The organism is Pseudomonas sp. R76 (genome assembly GCF_009834565.1).
GTDB lineage: Bacteria > Pseudomonadota > Gammaproteobacteria > Pseudomonadales > Pseudomonadaceae > Aquipseudomonas.
In genome coordinates, this window is the sequence record NZ_CP019428.1 from 1,671,467 (window position 1) to 1,686,212 (window position 14,746).

General features: G+C 61.3%; 11 protein-coding genes. 4 read left to right on the forward strand and 7 right to left on the reverse strand.

Going from position 1 to position 14,746, the window contains the following annotated elements; all coding sequences use genetic code 11:
* Both PspR76_RS07580 and PspR76_RS07585 read left to right on the forward strand, forming a co-directional pair.
* Complete coding sequence (locus PspR76_RS07580; protein WP_159954639.1) at window positions 1-3,066, forward strand: efflux RND transporter permease subunit; 3,066 nt, start codon at window positions 1-3, stop codon at window positions 3,064-3,066.
* A gap of 2 nt (window positions 3,067-3,068) precedes the next feature.
* Window positions 3,069-3,662, forward strand: a complete 594-nt coding sequence (locus PspR76_RS07585) for a LysE family translocator (protein ID WP_159954640.1) — start codon at window positions 3,069-3,071, stop codon at window positions 3,660-3,662.
* 469 nt (window positions 3,663-4,131) lie between these two features.
* Here the strand turns inward: PspR76_RS07585 and PspR76_RS07590 are convergent, their stop codons facing one another.
* The 3 genes from PspR76_RS07590 to plsB are packed head-to-tail and all read right to left on the reverse strand — an operon-like array spanning window position 4,132 to window position 7,833.
* On the reverse strand, window positions 4,132-4,821 hold the full coding sequence (locus PspR76_RS07590) for a DUF4197 domain-containing protein (RefSeq protein WP_159954641.1): 690 nt from the start codon (window positions 4,819-4,821) through the stop codon (window positions 4,132-4,134).
* Window positions 4,822-4,860: 39 nt separating this feature from the next.
* A complete protein-coding gene (locus tag PspR76_RS07595; protein ID WP_159954642.1) occupies window positions 4,861-5,262 on the reverse strand; it encodes a YbaY family lipoprotein in 402 nt (133 codons plus the stop codon).
* Between the two features lie 51 nt (window positions 5,263-5,313).
* Entirely contained in the window at window positions 5,314-7,833 is a 2,520-nt protein-coding gene (plsB, locus tag PspR76_RS07600) for a glycerol-3-phosphate 1-O-acyltransferase PlsB (protein WP_159954643.1), read from the reverse strand.
* Between the two features lie 181 nt (window positions 7,834-8,014).
* Here plsB and PspR76_RS07605 point away from each other — a divergent pair, with 181 nt between their 5' ends.
* Window positions 8,015-8,224, forward strand: coding sequence for a cold-shock protein (locus PspR76_RS07605; RefSeq protein ID WP_032891681.1), 210 nt, complete (start codon window positions 8,015-8,017; stop codon window positions 8,222-8,224).
* A gap of 143 nt (window positions 8,225-8,367) precedes the next feature.
* Here PspR76_RS07605 and PspR76_RS07610 read toward each other — a convergent pair whose 3' ends face one another.
* The 4 genes from PspR76_RS07610 to PspR76_RS07625 all read right to left on the reverse strand — a co-directional run bounded on the left by PspR76_RS07610 (window position 8,368) and on the right by PspR76_RS07625 (window position 13,606).
* Window positions 8,368-8,745, reverse strand: coding sequence for a hypothetical protein (locus tag PspR76_RS07610; protein WP_159954644.1), 378 nt, complete (start codon window positions 8,743-8,745; stop codon window positions 8,368-8,370).
* A 54-nt stretch (window positions 8,746-8,799) separates the two neighbouring features.
* On the reverse strand, window positions 8,800-9,609 hold the full coding sequence (locus PspR76_RS07615) for a putative RNA methyltransferase (protein ID WP_159954645.1): 810 nt from the start codon (window positions 9,607-9,609) through the stop codon (window positions 8,800-8,802).
* A complete protein-coding gene (gene dapE, locus PspR76_RS07620; RefSeq protein ID WP_159954646.1) occupies window positions 9,609-10,760 on the reverse strand; it encodes a succinyl-diaminopimelate desuccinylase in 1,152 nt (383 codons plus the stop codon). The genes PspR76_RS07615 and dapE overlap by 1 nt, the downstream gene beginning before the upstream one ends.
* Window positions 10,761-11,014: 254 nt before the next feature.
* Entirely contained in the window at window positions 11,015-13,606 is a 2,592-nt protein-coding gene (locus PspR76_RS07625; RefSeq protein ID WP_159954647.1) for a glycosyltransferase, read from the reverse strand.
* A 217-nt stretch (window positions 13,607-13,823) separates the two neighbouring features.
* Between PspR76_RS07625 and tcdA the strand changes: the two genes are divergently transcribed.
* A complete protein-coding gene (tcdA, locus tag PspR76_RS07630; protein WP_439653530.1) occupies window positions 13,824-14,633 on the forward strand; it encodes a tRNA cyclic N6-threonylcarbamoyladenosine(37) synthase TcdA in 810 nt (269 codons plus the stop codon).
* The last annotated feature ends 113 nt before the right edge of the window (window positions 14,634-14,746 follow it).

A 14,746-nucleotide genomic window follows, 5' to 3' on the forward strand; every position in this document is an offset into this window, starting at 1 on the left:
ATGGGTTTCAATCTTTCCGAATGGGCGTTGCGTAACCGCCAGATCGTACTGTTCCTGATGATCCTGCTGGCGGTGGTCGGCACGTTGTCCTACACCAAGCTGGGGCAAAGTGAAGACCCGCCGTTTACCTTCAAGGCCATGGTCATCAAGACCAACTGGCCGGGGGCCACGGCCCAGGAAGTCTCACGGCAGGTCACCGAGCGTATCGAGAAAAAACTCATGGAGACCGGCGACTACGAACGCATTGTCTCCTTCTCGCGTCCCGGTGAATCCCAAGTCACCTTCGTGGCCCGCGACTCGATGCGCTCGGCGCAGATTCCCGACTTGTGGTATCAGGTGCGCAAGAAAATCAGCGATATTCGCCAGACCTTGCCGCCGGATATTCAGGGGCCGTTTTTCAACGATGAATTCGGCACCACCTTCGGCAATATCTACGCCCTGACGGGTGACGGCTTCGACTACGCGGTGCTCAAGGACTACGCCGACCGCATCCAGATTCAACTGCAACGTGTGCCGGATGTGGGCAAGGTCGAGCTGCTTGGCCTGCAGGACGAGAAAATCTGGATCGAGCTGTCCAACCTCAAGCTCGCCACCCTCGGCCTGCCATTGGCGGCCGTGCAACAGGCCTTGCAGGAGCAGAACGCCGTCTCTACGGCTGGCTTCTTTGAAACCCCGACCGAGCGTGTACAGCTGCGGGTGTCGGGCAACTTCAAGACGGTGGAGGAGATCCGTAACTTCCCGATCCGTGTCGGTGACCGCACTTTCCGTATTGGTGACGTCGCCGACATCCACCGGGGCTTCAACGACCCACCGGCACCGCGCATGCGCTACATGGGCGCAGACGCCATCGGTTTGGCCGTGGCCATGCGCGACGGCGGCGACATTCTGGTGCTCGGCAAGGCGCTTGAAGGCGAATTCGCACGGCTGCAGAAGAGCCTTCCGGCAGGCATGGAGCTGCGCAAGGTGTCGGACCAACCGGCAGCAGTGAAAACCAGCGTCGGCGAATTCGTCCAGGTACTCGCCGAGGCACTGGCCATCGTCTTGCTGGTGAGCTTCTTCTCCCTCGGCGTGCGCACCGGCATGGTCGTGGCCCTGGCGATTCCGCTGGTGCTGGCGATGACCTTTGCCACCATGTATTACCTCGGCATCGGCCTGCACAAGATCTCCCTCGGCGCCTTGGTGTTGGCCCTGGGCCTGCTGGTGGACGATGCGATCATCGCCGTGGAAATGATGGCGATCAAAATGGAGCAGGGCTACGACCGCCTCAAGGCTGCGAGTTTCGCCTGGACCAGCACCGCGTTCCCGATGCTTACCGGCACGTTGATAACCGCGGCGGGCTTCCTGCCGATTGCCACCGCGCAATCGAGCACCGGCGAATACACCCGCTCGATCTTCCAGGTGGTGACCATCGCGTTGCTGGCATCCTGGGTCGCTGCCGTGGTGTTTGTGCCGTATCTGGGGGAAAAACTCCTGCCTGATCTGGCGAAAATTCATGCGGCCAAACACGGCACAGATGGGCCAGATCCCTACGGCACACCCTTCTATCAGCGTGTAAGACGTTTGGTCGAATGGTGCGTGCGTCGGCGCAAAACCGTGATTTTACTGACGCTGGTGCTGTTTATCGGCTCGGTCGCGCTGTTTCGCTTTGTGCCCCAACAGTTCTTCCCGGCCTCGGGGCGGTTGGAGTTGATGGTCGACCTCAAATTGGCGGAAGGCGCTTCCCTGAGCAACACCGCCGAGCAGGTCAAGCGCCTGGAAGCCTTGCTCAAGGAACACGCCGGTATCGACAACTACGTGGCTTATGTCGGCACCGGTTCGCCACGCTTTTACTTGCCGCTGGACCAGCAGTTGCCGGCCGCCAGCTTCGCGCAATTTGTGGTGCTGGCGAAGACCATCGAAGAGCGCGAAAGCCTGCGCACCTGGCTGATTGAAACCCTGAATGAACAGTTCCCCGAGTTGCGCTCGCGGGTTACGCGCCTGGAGAACGGCCCGCCTGTGGGCTACCCGGTGCAGTTCCGTGTGACCGGCGAACACATCGAAGAAGTTCGCGCCCTGGCGCGCCAGGTGGCGGCCAAGGTTCGCGAAAATACCCACGTGGTCAACGTGCACCTGGACTGGGAAGAACCGAGCAAGATCGTTTACCTCAATATCGACCAGGACCGCGCCCGTGCCCTCGGCGTAAGCACCGCCAACCTGTCGAAATTCCTGCAGAGTTCTCTCACCGGCTCCAGCGTCAGCCAGTACCGCGAGGACAACGAATTGATCGAAATCCTGCTGCGCGGCACCGTGCATGAACGCACCGAATTGTCGCTGCTGCCGAGCCTGGCGGTGCCGACCGACAACGGTAAAAGCGTTGCGCTGTCGCAAATCGCCACCCTCGAATATGGCTTCGAAGAGGGCATTATCTGGCACCGCAACCGGCTGCCGACGGTGACCGTGCGCGCCGATATCTATGGCAAGGAACAACCGGCAACGTTGGTGCAGCAAATCCTGCCGACCCTCGCAGGCGTACGTGCCGAACTGCCGGATGGTTACCTGCTTGAAGTGGGCGGCACCGTCGAGGATTCCGCGCGTGGCCAGAACTCGGTCAAGGCCGGGGTACCACTGTTTATCGTGGTGGTGCTGACGTTGCTGATGCTGCAACTGCGCAGTTTCTCACGCACGGCGATGGTGTTTCTCACAGCGCCGCTGGGCCTTATCGGCGTGACCTTGTTCCTGCTGGTGTTTCGCCAACCGTTCGGCTTTGTCGCCATGCTGGGGACCATCGCCTTGTCGGGGATGATCATGCGTAACTCGGTGATCCTGGTGGACCAGATCGAACAAGACATCAAGGCCGGCCTGGCGCCGTGGCAAGCGATCATCGAAGCCACTGTGCGACGCTTCCGCCCGATTGTGCTGACAGCTCTGGCGGCGGTGCTGGCGATGATTCCGCTGTCACGCAGCGTGTTCTTCGGGCCGATGGCCGTGGCGATCATGGGCGGTTTGATTGTGGCGACGGCGTTGACCCTATTGTTCCTGCCGGCCCTGTATGCTGCGTGGTTCCGAGTGAGGAAGGACGTCGCGTAATCATGTTGGCCACCGTTTCAGCCCTAACGTTGTTGCTACTCGCCCCGGGCCCAACCAACACGCTGCTGTTGCGTGCCGGTGTGTTGTTCGGGTGCCGGGCTTCGTGGAAGCTGGCATTCATCGAGTGCCTGGCGTACCTGTTGCAGGTATCGGTGTGGGGCGTGGCATTGCTGTACCTGGCGGCGTATTCGTCATGGGCTTTGAAAGCCATACAGCTGGGTGCGGCCTGTTACCTTTTGTATGTCTCTTTCAGGCTTTGGCAGCGCAAAAGCGCCGATGCCATTGCGGCCGGCGACCCTTTCTCCAGCCTGTATTTCTTCTGGCTCACGGTGATGAACCCCAAAGGCCTGCTGATCGTTTCGTTTATCGCGCCGGTCAGCACGTTTGATTCGTTGCAAGGCTATGCCGGGTTCATGGCTACGCTGGCGTTGGTGGTAATACCGGTAGGCGCTGCGTGGATCGTACTGGGCAGCCGTTTCGAAGGGGTTCAGCAGACGTGGCTCACACCGTTGAAGATCAATCGGGCAACCTCCGTGGCCATTTGCTGTTTTGCCACGCTCATGATCGGGCGGTTGGCGGACTCGGTTACGGGGTGATTCACATGCTGATGCAAACAGGCATCAATGTGGCTGGAACGATCGGCTTTTTTTACTCCACTCAGATTTGCCTGATGGACAGGCACAGGTTTCGGCTTTGCCAGTTGGCGGCCGGGCTTTTCCAATGAGTTTATGGAGTGTCATATGTCGTTTCTTAATGCTATCGCTGCGTTCAAAGGTGCGTTTCTTGGCGCCTTGTTGGGCAATAACGTAGCTGTTCGGGGGCCTGAAACCGCCTCGCCACACCGGCGTAAGCGCCATCACCCTGCTTATTCATCCACAACTGGCGCGGGCCACTCCCTGCCCGAAAGGCCAGGTCACGGCAACTCCCATCCCTACCCGGTGTGTGAGTACCCGCTGCCCGACAGGCCGATGCACTCGCTGACTTCGTTGCACCGATAAGGTATTAGCGAAGGGCCGGTGCGCCAACGTCCGTGGCAACGGAGGTTGGCGCATCGGGTGTGAATGGTTACAGCGCGCCAAACACTTTCTTGGCCAGGCTGGTGGCTGCGGCCGCCGGGTTCTTGCGAATGGTTTCTTCCTGCTGCGCGATCATCTTGAACAGGCCGTCCAGCGCTTGTTCGGTCACGTAGCTTTCGACGTTGGCACTTTTGGCATCAACCGCGCCAAACGCTGCCGCCTTGCCGGCCAGGGCATTGTACTGCTGGGCAACGCCGACCTTGTCGGTGGCGGCCTTGACGATCGGCAGGAACTTGGCACGGATCTCTTCACGGCTGGTTTTGTTCAGGTACTGAGTGGCCGAGTCCTGGCCGCCGGTGAGGATGCCCTTGGCGTCGGTCACGCTCATGTTCTTCACGGCATTGACCAGAATCGGTTGAGCCTGGGTCACGGCGGTTTCAGCCGCCTTGTTCATGCTGGTTTCCAGTTGCGTGACCTGATCACCCATCCCAAACATTTTCAGCTTGTCGGCGACTTTGCCCAGCTTGCCGGGCAGGCCGATTTTTACTTCAGGGTTATTGCTGAAACCACCGGGAACCCCCAGCTGTTTCACGGCGATTTGTGCGCCTTGGGTCAGTGCGTCCTTGAGGCCACCGCTGGCGTCACCTTGGGACAGGCTGCCGAGTGACAGGGCCATGGCGTTGGCGCCGAGCAGCAGGCCGGCGCACAGGGCAGTGAGGCGAAGAGAGTTACGGAGCATGGGCGCTTCCTTTTGATAGGGCTTATGTTCTGGAAAATATCAGTGCGCGACCGCATCCACCCGCAGGCGCAGCGGTTGTGGGTCTTGGCCATTGAGCTGTACCGCGTGCCGTTCAGTCGTGATGAACAGTAGCTTGCCGTCCAGCTCGATGCGAGCGCTCACCGAGTAAGTGTGGCCGGGCTTGACCTGTGCCGGGTCGTAGCTCAGGTGAAACGGCAGCGGCACCTGGCCTTTGACCGGGCCTTTCTGTTCGGCGAGGGTCACGGCCGGCGCGTCCATCAAGGACACGTCTTGCAGGCTGACGCTCAAGGTGGCGGCGGGCGGCAGGGCGATGCGTTGCAGATAGAACACTTCGCCGTCGAGGCTGGCCTTGGGCGCGGGGTGCATGGATTGGCAGGCTCCGAGCAGGGCGGTCAGGCCCAGGAGGATGATCTTTTTCATGGTACAGCTCCTTTTCAACGGCGCCGGAATCCATCCGGCGCCTTATTCAATCTAGCGGTTTTCTTCAGGCGTGACGGCTGCAGGTTCGACGGGCGCCTCAGCTGCGCCATCGACACGGTGCAATGCCACCTGGCGGATCGACAGGCGAATATCGGCGGGCAGTACGCGTTTCGCCGCGCCTTCAGCCAGCTCACCGAGCAAGTCGTGGTAACTCAACTTGCCGGCCTCATCGCGGCGCAGCACATCTTGCTCCAGCAATGTCTGGATGAAATGTCGGAAAAGGCTCTTGTCGAAGAACTCCGGGGCGTTGAGGCCGTGCAGGATCGACAGGCGCTGGGCCATGATTGTGCACAGGTCTTCCAGTTCCTCGGCGCTGATGCTGTTCTGGCCGCTGTTGAGCAGCAGCGAAATCGCCATGTAGAAACGCTGCAGGGTCTGGGCGATGCTCTTGGACAGCAACGTCAGCAGCACAAAGTGCCGCGAACTCGGTGCCGGGCGCAGGTACACGTCGTTCTCGAAGCGCAGCAGGCCTTGCTCGACAAACGCCTCAAGCCACTGGTCGACCACCGCGTCCAGCTCGTCCAGCGACCAGCGGATAAACAGCTCCGATTGCAGGTACGGGTAAAGCGCGCGGGTGTAGCGCAGGATCTGTTCGCGGCTCATGCGCGAGCTGCTTTGGAAGAAGCTCGCCAGCAACGCCGGCAGGGCGAAGATGTGCAGCACGTTGTTGCGGTAGTAGGTCATCAGGACGGCGTTCTGCTCGTCCAGGTACAAAATCTTGCCGAGGGCGTCGCTCTGTTCCGACAGCAGGTCCATGTCCTTGACGTGCTTGATCAGCGCCAGGCCATCGCCTTCCGGCAGGGTGGTATGCGGCGAGTACGGCACGCGGCGCAGCAGCGCCAGGTACAGGTCCAACTGGCGCGCCATGGCTTGTTCGTCCAGGGCCAGGCGTGTGGTCGACAGCAATGCCAGCGCCACGAGGTTCACCGGGTTGACCGCGGCGGCTTCGTTCAAGTGGCGCGCCACCTGCTCGCCGAGGCGGTTGGTGGTTTCGTTGAGCCACGCCGGTTTGTAGTTCGGGGCCAGCTCCTGGGCGCGCCAGTCGGGTTGCTCGGCATCGAGGAACTCGGCCAGTTTGATCGGCTCGCCGAAGTTGACCGCGACTTGGCCAAAGCGCTGCTTGAGCGCACCAACCACTTTGAAAATATCGAAGATCGACTCTTTCTTCTTGCTCGCGCCGCGCAGCTCGCCCAGATACGTGCGGCCTTCCAGTACACGTTCATAGCCGATGTACACCGGCACAAACACAATCGGCATGCGCGAAGAGCGCAGGAAGCTGCGCAGGGTGATCGCCAGCATCCCGGTCTTCGGTTGCAGCATGCGCCCGGTGCGCGAGCGTCCGCCTTCGACGAAGTACTCCACCGGGAAACCCTTGGTGAACAGGGTATGCAGGTATTCGTTGAATACCGAGGTGTACAGCGGGTTGCCCTTGAAGGTGCGGCGCATGAAAAACGCACCGCCACGGCGCAGCAGGCTGCCGATCACCGGCATGTTCAGGTTGATGCCGGCGGCGATGTGCGGCGGGGTCAGGCCGTTTTTGAACAGCAGGTAAGACAACAGCAGGTAGTCGATGTGGCTGCGGTGACACGGTACGTAGATCACCTCGTAACCCTGGGCAACCTTTTGCACACCTTCGATGTTATTGACCTTGATGCCGTCGTAGATCTTGTTCCAGAACCAGCTCAGCACCACTTCGAGAAAGCGGATGGCGGTGTAGGTGTAGTCCGAGGCGATCTCGTTGCCGTAGCGCAGCGCCTGGGCCTTGGCTTTTTCCGGGGTGATTTTTTCGCGCTCGGCCTCATCCGCGATGGCCTGGCGCACCAGCGGCATATTGACCAGGCCCTTCACCAAGTTGCGGCGGTGGGACAGGTCGGGGCCGATCACGGCGGTCTTCAGGTTACGAAAGTGCACCCGCAGGATGCGCTGGGCCATGCGCACGGTGCGTTCGTGACCTTTATTGTGCTCGATCAATTCACGCAGGTTGATAGGCGCGGAGAATTGCACGCGGGTCTTGCGACCCAGGATCAGGATGCTCAGCAAGCGGCGCAGGCGGCCGGTGACGGCCCAGCTGTCGGCAAACAGCAGTTTCCACGGGCTGGACTCGCTCTCGGGCGACTGCCCCCAGAACACACTGACCGGAATGATTTGTGCATTCTCTTCGGCGTGTTCGCTCAGGGTGTTGACCAGCCGGGTCAGGGTCGGCGGCGCGCCGCGCTTGTCCTGGCGGCCGAGCCAGTCGGGCTCCGGCGTGAGGTAGAAGAACGCCGCCGGTTCCATCAAGGGGCCGACCGACACCGGCAGCACCGGGCGCGGCAGGCCGGCCTTGGTGCACTCGGCATCGACCACGGCCAATTCGGTGAGTGAGGGCGATTGCAGGACGTAAAACACCGGCCGGCTGCGGTCGAGGTTAAGGGTTAGGGACGACTGGTTGATCGTCTCGGAGCGAACCCAGAGGTACAACAGTCGGCGCAAGGTGCCAAACACCAGACGGCGGAACGGGGAGCGGGTCATAGGCGTGCTGCTTCAAGTGGAAAAAAACCGAGCAGGCGCTCGGGCGGGTAGTGTGCCGTATTCGCCGAAAATCGGCAAAAAAGCGGCGAAGTAAACTTGAGTTGAACGTTTTTGAGCCTGTCTTATACTCGGCAGTTCAATGCGAGCGACTCAACAATAAAAGCATGTGGGAGCAAAACAGATGGCAACGCGCGAAACCGGCAATGTGAAGTGGTTCAACGATGCAAAGGGCTATGGCTTTATTCAACGCGAAGACGGCAAGGATGTGTTCGTGCACTACCGCGCGATTCGCGGTGACGGCCACCGCTCATTGGCCGAGGGCCAGCAAGTGGAATACGCCGTGGTAACCGGCGAGAAGGGGTTGCAGGCGGAGGATGTGGTGGGTCTTTAACCAGGACTTCTGCTACACCGCTGAACCCATGTGGGAGCGGGCTTGCTCGCGAAAGCGGTGGATCAGTCGCCTTTATAGTGACTGTCACACCGCTTTCGCGAGCAAGCCCGCTCCCACATTTTGATAGGGTTCTCAATTCAGGTTTAGGCGGTTTTCCAGGTGATCTGCTCTTCACCGTCCACGCTGATGCGAATCCAGGTGTCGGCGCTTTCTTCACCTTCTTCCTCAACCCACGTGCCCGGTGCGCAGCGCACTTCGACGTTCAGCGCGGCAAACGCGGCGCGGGCGCAGGCGATGTCGTCTTCCCACGGGGTTCGGTCGCTTTCCAGGTACAGGCTGTTCCATTTGCCTACGGCCTTGGGCAGCCAGGTGACCGGCACATTGCCGGCCTTGCACTTGTAGGTCTGGCCTTTCTGGACCCAGTCGGTGCACGGCCCCAGCGCGGCGCCCAGCCAGGCGGCGATGGCCTTGTGGTCGACGTCGGCGTCCTTCAGGTAAATCTCGATATCAGGTTGGCGCATGGATGTTCCTCGTTGCGGGATTCGAAAATCCATTCGCGGATGCTTGAAAGTCAGTTATTGAAGCACGAAATAATCGTAGCGCATCGACACCGTGACCTGCAGCGGTTCGGCGGCCTCGATCACTTCGGCGCGGCGCTCTGCACTTGCGCGCCAGCCGTGGGGCGTCATCGCCAGCAGGTTGGCGCGGTCCTTGGGTTCGCTCAGGCTGAGGGTGAACTCAAGGGTTTCGCTGTGCGCCAGGCTCATGCCGTCCGGCACCAGGGCCAGATGCTTGTCGTCGGTGTACTCGCGCACTTCGTCGTACAGGCGTTCGCGCAGTTCCATCAGGTGGCCGGCCGTCGGGCCGACCTTCATCAGGCCGCCGCCGGGGCTGAGCAGGCGCTTGGCCTCTGCCCAGTCCAGTGGGCTGAAAACACTCGCGAGAAATTGGCAGCTGCCCGAGGCCAGTGGCACACGCGCCATGCTGGCGATCAACCAGGTCAGCGCCGGGTTGCGTTTGCACGCGCGTTTCACCGCTTCCTTGGAGATATCCAATGCATAGCCGTCGGCGTGGGGCAGGGCGTCGGCGATTTGCGCGGTGTAGTAACCCTCACCACAGCCGATGTCGACCCAGCGCTGTGGCGCGCGTTCGGCGGCCAGTTCGGCCAGGCGCTTGGCCACCGGGGCGTAGTGCCCGGCGTTGAGGAAGTCACGGCGCGCCTCGACCATGGCGAGGTTATCGCCAGGGTCGCGGCTGTTCTTGTGCTGCACCGGCAACAGGTTCAGGTAACCCTGGCGCGCGCGGTCGAAACGGTGCCCGGCCGGGCACGCCACGCCATTGTCCACCGCGTTGAGCGGTGCGCTGCAAATGGGGCAGGCGAGCATCAGGCGAGCAACTTGATCAGGGTCTGGTAGTAGATTTCGGTCAGCACATCGAGGTCGCTGGCCAGAATACGCTCGTTGACCTGGTGGATCGTCGCGTTGACCGGGCCCAGTTCCACCACCTGAGTGCCGAGGGTGGCAATGAAGCGCCCATCGGACGTACCGCCGCTGGTGGACGCCTTGGTCTCACGGCCAGTGATCGCCTTGATGCTGGCGGAAACTGCATCCAGCAAGGCGCCAGGTTCGGTGAGGAACGGCAGGCCCGACAGCGCCCACTCCACGTGCCAGTCCAGGCCGTGCTTGTCGAGAATCTGTGCCACGCGTTGTTGCAGGCCTTCGACAGTGGACTCGGTGGAGAAACGGAAGTTGAACACCGCCGTCAGGTCACCGGGGATCACGTTGGTGGCGCCGGTGCCGGAATTGAGGTTGGAAATCTGGAAGCTGGTCGGCGGGAAGAAGGTGTTGCCGTCGTCCCAATGCTCGGCGGCCAGTTCGGCCAGGGCCGGGGCGGCCAGATGGATCGGGTTCTTTGCCAGGTGCGGGTAAGCCACATGGCCTTGCACGCCGCGCACGGTCAGGGTCGCGCCGAGGGAGCCACGGCGGCCGTTCTTGACCACATCGCCCACCAGCGTGGTGCTCGACGGCTCGCCGACGATGCACCAGTCCAGGCGCTCCTTGCGTGCGGCCAGGCGTTCGATCACGGCTTTGGTGCCGTGGTGCGCCGGGCCTTCTTCATCGCTGGTGATCAGGAAGGCTACGGAGCCCTTGTGGTCGGGGTAGTCGGTGACGAAGCGCTCGGAAGCGACCAGCATCGCCGCCAGGCTGCCTTTCATGTCTGCCGCGCCACGCCCGCAAAGCATGCCGTTTTCGTCGATCAACGCGTCGAACGGGTCGTTCTGCCAGGCTTGCACCGGGCCGGTCGGCACCACGTCGGTGTGGCCGGCAAAGCACAGTACCGGGCCCTCATGCTTGCCGTGGGTGGCCCAGAAGTTGTCCACGTCCTCGATACGCATCGGCTCCAGCGCAAAGCCGGCATCGCCCAGGCGCTGCATCATCAGCTTCTGGCAGTCGGCGTCAATCGGCGTGACCGATGGGCGCCGGATCAGGTCGATAGCGAGTTGAAGGGTCGGCGAAAGCTCGGCGTGGGCCGTCATGGGAAAACTCCGGGAAGCGTGTAAGGGGCGCTGGACGAATGTGCAATACAAAACCTGAATCGGCGCAGGACGAATGTGGGAGCTGGCTTGCCTGCGATGGCATCGCTGCGGTGTACCTGCCAGGCCGCGGCGTCTGCATCGCAGGCAAGCCAGCTCCCACAAAGAACAGGGCCTGGGCCAGGACTCACAAAACGGCCGTTATCTTATAGCAAAACGGCGGCCAGAGGCCGCCGTTTAGTGCATTGCGCAAGTTTTTACTCTGCCGTTGCCGGCTCAACCGCTGGCGCAGGTTTTGGCAGCGACGAGAGGAACGCCATGATCAGCGCTGCCACGTACGGCAGCGATTGCACCAACAGCATCACCACCCAGAAGCGCATGTCATTGCTTGGCAGGCCTTGCACCAGGTAAATCCCCAGTGCTGCGCCCCACAACAGCAGCATGATGAACATCTCTTCGCGGGCTTCGGAAATCGCCACCCAGAAGCCGTGGTTATCCGCGTTTTTCGGTGTACGAAAGAACGGAATACTGGTGGTGAAGAAGCCATACAGCACCGCCTTGGCGATGGTATGGGACAACGCCAAACCGGCCAGGGCCGCGCAGAACGCATCTTTCAAGTTCACACCCACCGCACGGCGGTAGAGGAAGATGATCTTGCCGACCTTGAACACAAACAGCGCCAACGGCGGAATCGCGAAAATCAGCAGCGGCGGGTCGACCCGCATCGGCACGATGATCATCGCCGCCGACCACAACAGCGCACCGACGGTGAAGAAGATGTTCATGCCGTCCGCCACCCACGGTAACCAGCCCGCGAGGAAGTGGTAGCGCTGGCCACGGGTCAGCTCGGTGTCTTTGCCGCGCAACAGGCTGGCGGTGTGGCGCTTGATGATCTGGATTGCGCCATAGGCCCAGCGGAAGCGCTGTTTCTTGAAGTCGATAAAGGTATCCGGCATCAAGCCCTTGCCGTAGCTGTCGTGGTAATACGCCGCCGACAGGCCTTTCTCGAATACGCGCAGGCCCAGCTCGGCGTCTTCACAGATGCACCAGTCGGCCCAGCCGAGTTCTTCGAGCACCGAGCGACGGGTCATGGTCATGGTGCCGTGCTGGATGATCGCGTCGCGGTCGTTGCGGGTGACCATGCCGATATGGAAGAAGCCTTTGTATTCCGCGTAGCAGAGCTTCTTGAAGGTGCTTTCGTTCTGGTCGCGGTAATCCTGCGGCGACTGCACCACGGCGATTTTCGGGTCGGCGAAGTGCGGCACCATGTGCTTGAGCCAGTTCGGCGACACGCAGTAGTCGGAGTCGATCACCGCGATCACTTCGGCATCCTTGGCGGTGTGCGGGATCAGGTAGTTCAACGCGCCGCCCTTGAAACCGGCCAGGGGCGCGACGTGGAAGAACTTGAAGCGCGGGCCGAGGGTTTCGCAGTAGTCGCGCACCGGCTCCCACACGGCCGGGTCCTTGGTGTTGTTGTCGATGATCAGGACTTCGAAGTCCGGGTAATCGAGGGCGGCCAGGGCGTCGAGGGTCTGTTTGACCATCTCCGGCGGCTCGTTGTAGCACGGCACATGGATCGATACTTTCGGGCGGTAGTCCGAGTCGCCTTCCACCGGCAGGAATTCACGTCGACGCTTGTGGGTCCACACCGCTTCCGCCAGTTCGTGGGCCTCGGTCAGCAACACGATAAACACGCCGAGTGCGCCGAGGGCCAGCAAAATGCCGACGGTTACGCTGAACCAGGTGCTGTATTGCTGGCTGTAGTCGTAACCGATCCACACCAGCACCGAGCCGCACAGGAACGCGATAAACGTCAGGAAGGTACGGCCACGCTGGCGCAGCGCCGAGCCGTCGATCATCAGCAGGGTCAGCGACAGCAGCGCCAGCACCACCGAGCCGATGGCCAGCACACGCCATTGCGGGATCGCGACTACCGGGCCTTCAAAGTTGAATTTCTGCTGGCGCGCGGCGTTGTACACGCCCCAATACGCGCCGGCCGAGCCTTCATCGCTGACTTTCCACGGCTGGTCGAACGCCTCGATCACGAAGTAGTTGTAGCCTTGGCGGTTCAGCTTGTTGACCAGTGTACGCAGGTAAATCGCCTGGTCAGCCGGGGAGGTTTCATTGCCCCCGCGCATGCGGCCGTTGCTCGGCCAGCCCACTTCCGACAGCAGCAGCGGTTTTTTCGGGAACAGTTTTTTCAGGTCGCTGGCGCGGTCGAGTACGTACTGGCCGGCCTTGTCCATCGGGATAAATTCCCAGAACGGCAGGATGTGCGCGGCGATCAGGTCGACGTGCTTGGCCAGTTGCGGGTTCTTTTCCCAGATGTGCCACTGCTCGGAGGTGGTCACCGGCACTTTCACGGCGGCGCGCACACGGTCCAGCAGCACGATCAGCGCTTCAGGGGTGATTTCTTCACGGAACAACGCTTCGTTGCCGACCACCACGCGCACAACGCTGCGCGAGCTGTTGGCAATTTCGATGGCGCGCTGGATTTCGCGCTCGTTGCGTTCCAGGTCCGGGCTGATCCAGATCCCCAGCGTCACGCGCAGGCCGAACTCTTCCGCCAGCTTGGGGATATCGCCCAGGGTGCCGTCGACCGAGTAAGTACGGATGTTGTCCGTCAACTTGCTCATGATCGCCAGGTCCTGACGCATCTGATCGTCCGTGGGGTACTGATCTTTTTGCGGGAACTGGCCTTGCTGGAACGGCGAGTAGGAAAACCCGGAGATCTGTTCAGGCCAGTTAGGGGTCGTGACCGGGCGGTTGATCAGCGCCCAGAAGCCGGTGAACAGCGCGGCAATTGCCAGCACTACCACCAGGTTGAGTCCAAATTTACGCGATGACATGGCGATTTCGGGTTCCAAAGGGTGTGGAACGAAAAGAGGTGTTGGCCTACGCCGAACGGCGCGCATCCTACACCGGCCTTTCACCGAGCGTACAGCAGACAGAGAAAAGCCGGACGTTAGTCAGCGAAAGACCATCGAAGTTCTTTACTTGTAGCTTGTAGCTTCGATCTTGTCGCTGTGTAGTCCATAATGCGCGCCGGTTTTTGGGGTAATGGTCATGAGCACAGAAGATCCGCGGTTTGCAGGCGTCGCCCGCTTGTATGGCATTGAAGGCCTGGAACGCTTGAAAGCGGCCCATGTGGCGATCGTCGGCGTCGGCGGCGTAGGCTCCTGGGCGGCGGAAGCCATGGCCCGTTGCGGCGTGGGCGAGATATCGCTGTTTGACCTGGATGATGTCTGTGTGAGTAACAGCAACCGCCAGTTGCACGCGCTGGACAGCACCGTGGGCAAACCCAAGGTCGAAGTGATGGCTGAACGCCTGCGTGGCATCAACCCGGATTGCACCGTGCACGCGGTGGCGGACTTCGTCACCCGCGACACCATGGCCGAGTACATCACCCCGAACATCGATTGCGTGATCGACTGCATCGATGCCGTCAACGCCAAGGCTGCGCTGATTGCCTGGTGCAAACGCCGCAAGATCCAGATCATCACCACCGGCGGCGCCGGCGGGCAGATCGACCCGACGCTGATTCAGGTCTGCGACCTGAACCGCACCTTCAACGACCCGCTGGCCTCGAAAGTGCGTTCCACCCTGCGCCGCGACTACGGTTTCTCGCGCACGGTGACCCGCCATTACAGCGTGCCGTGCGTGTTTTCCACCGAGCAGCTGCGCTATCCCAAGCCGGACGGCAGCATCTGTTTGCAGAAAAGTTTTGTCGGTGACGGCGTGAAGCTGGACTGCGCCGGAGGGTTTGGCGCGGTGATGATGGTGACGGCCACTTTTGGCATGGTCGCGGCGACGAAGGCGGTGGATAAGATTGTGGCGGGGGTGCGCCGGCCGTCGGAGCGGGTTAAACCCAGCTAAATCTTACAGCCGAACAGAGATCGAAATGTGGGAGCGGACTTGCTCGCGAATGCGGTGGTTCAGTCAATGATGTATTGACTGACACTCTGCCTTCGCGAGCAAGCCCGCTCCCA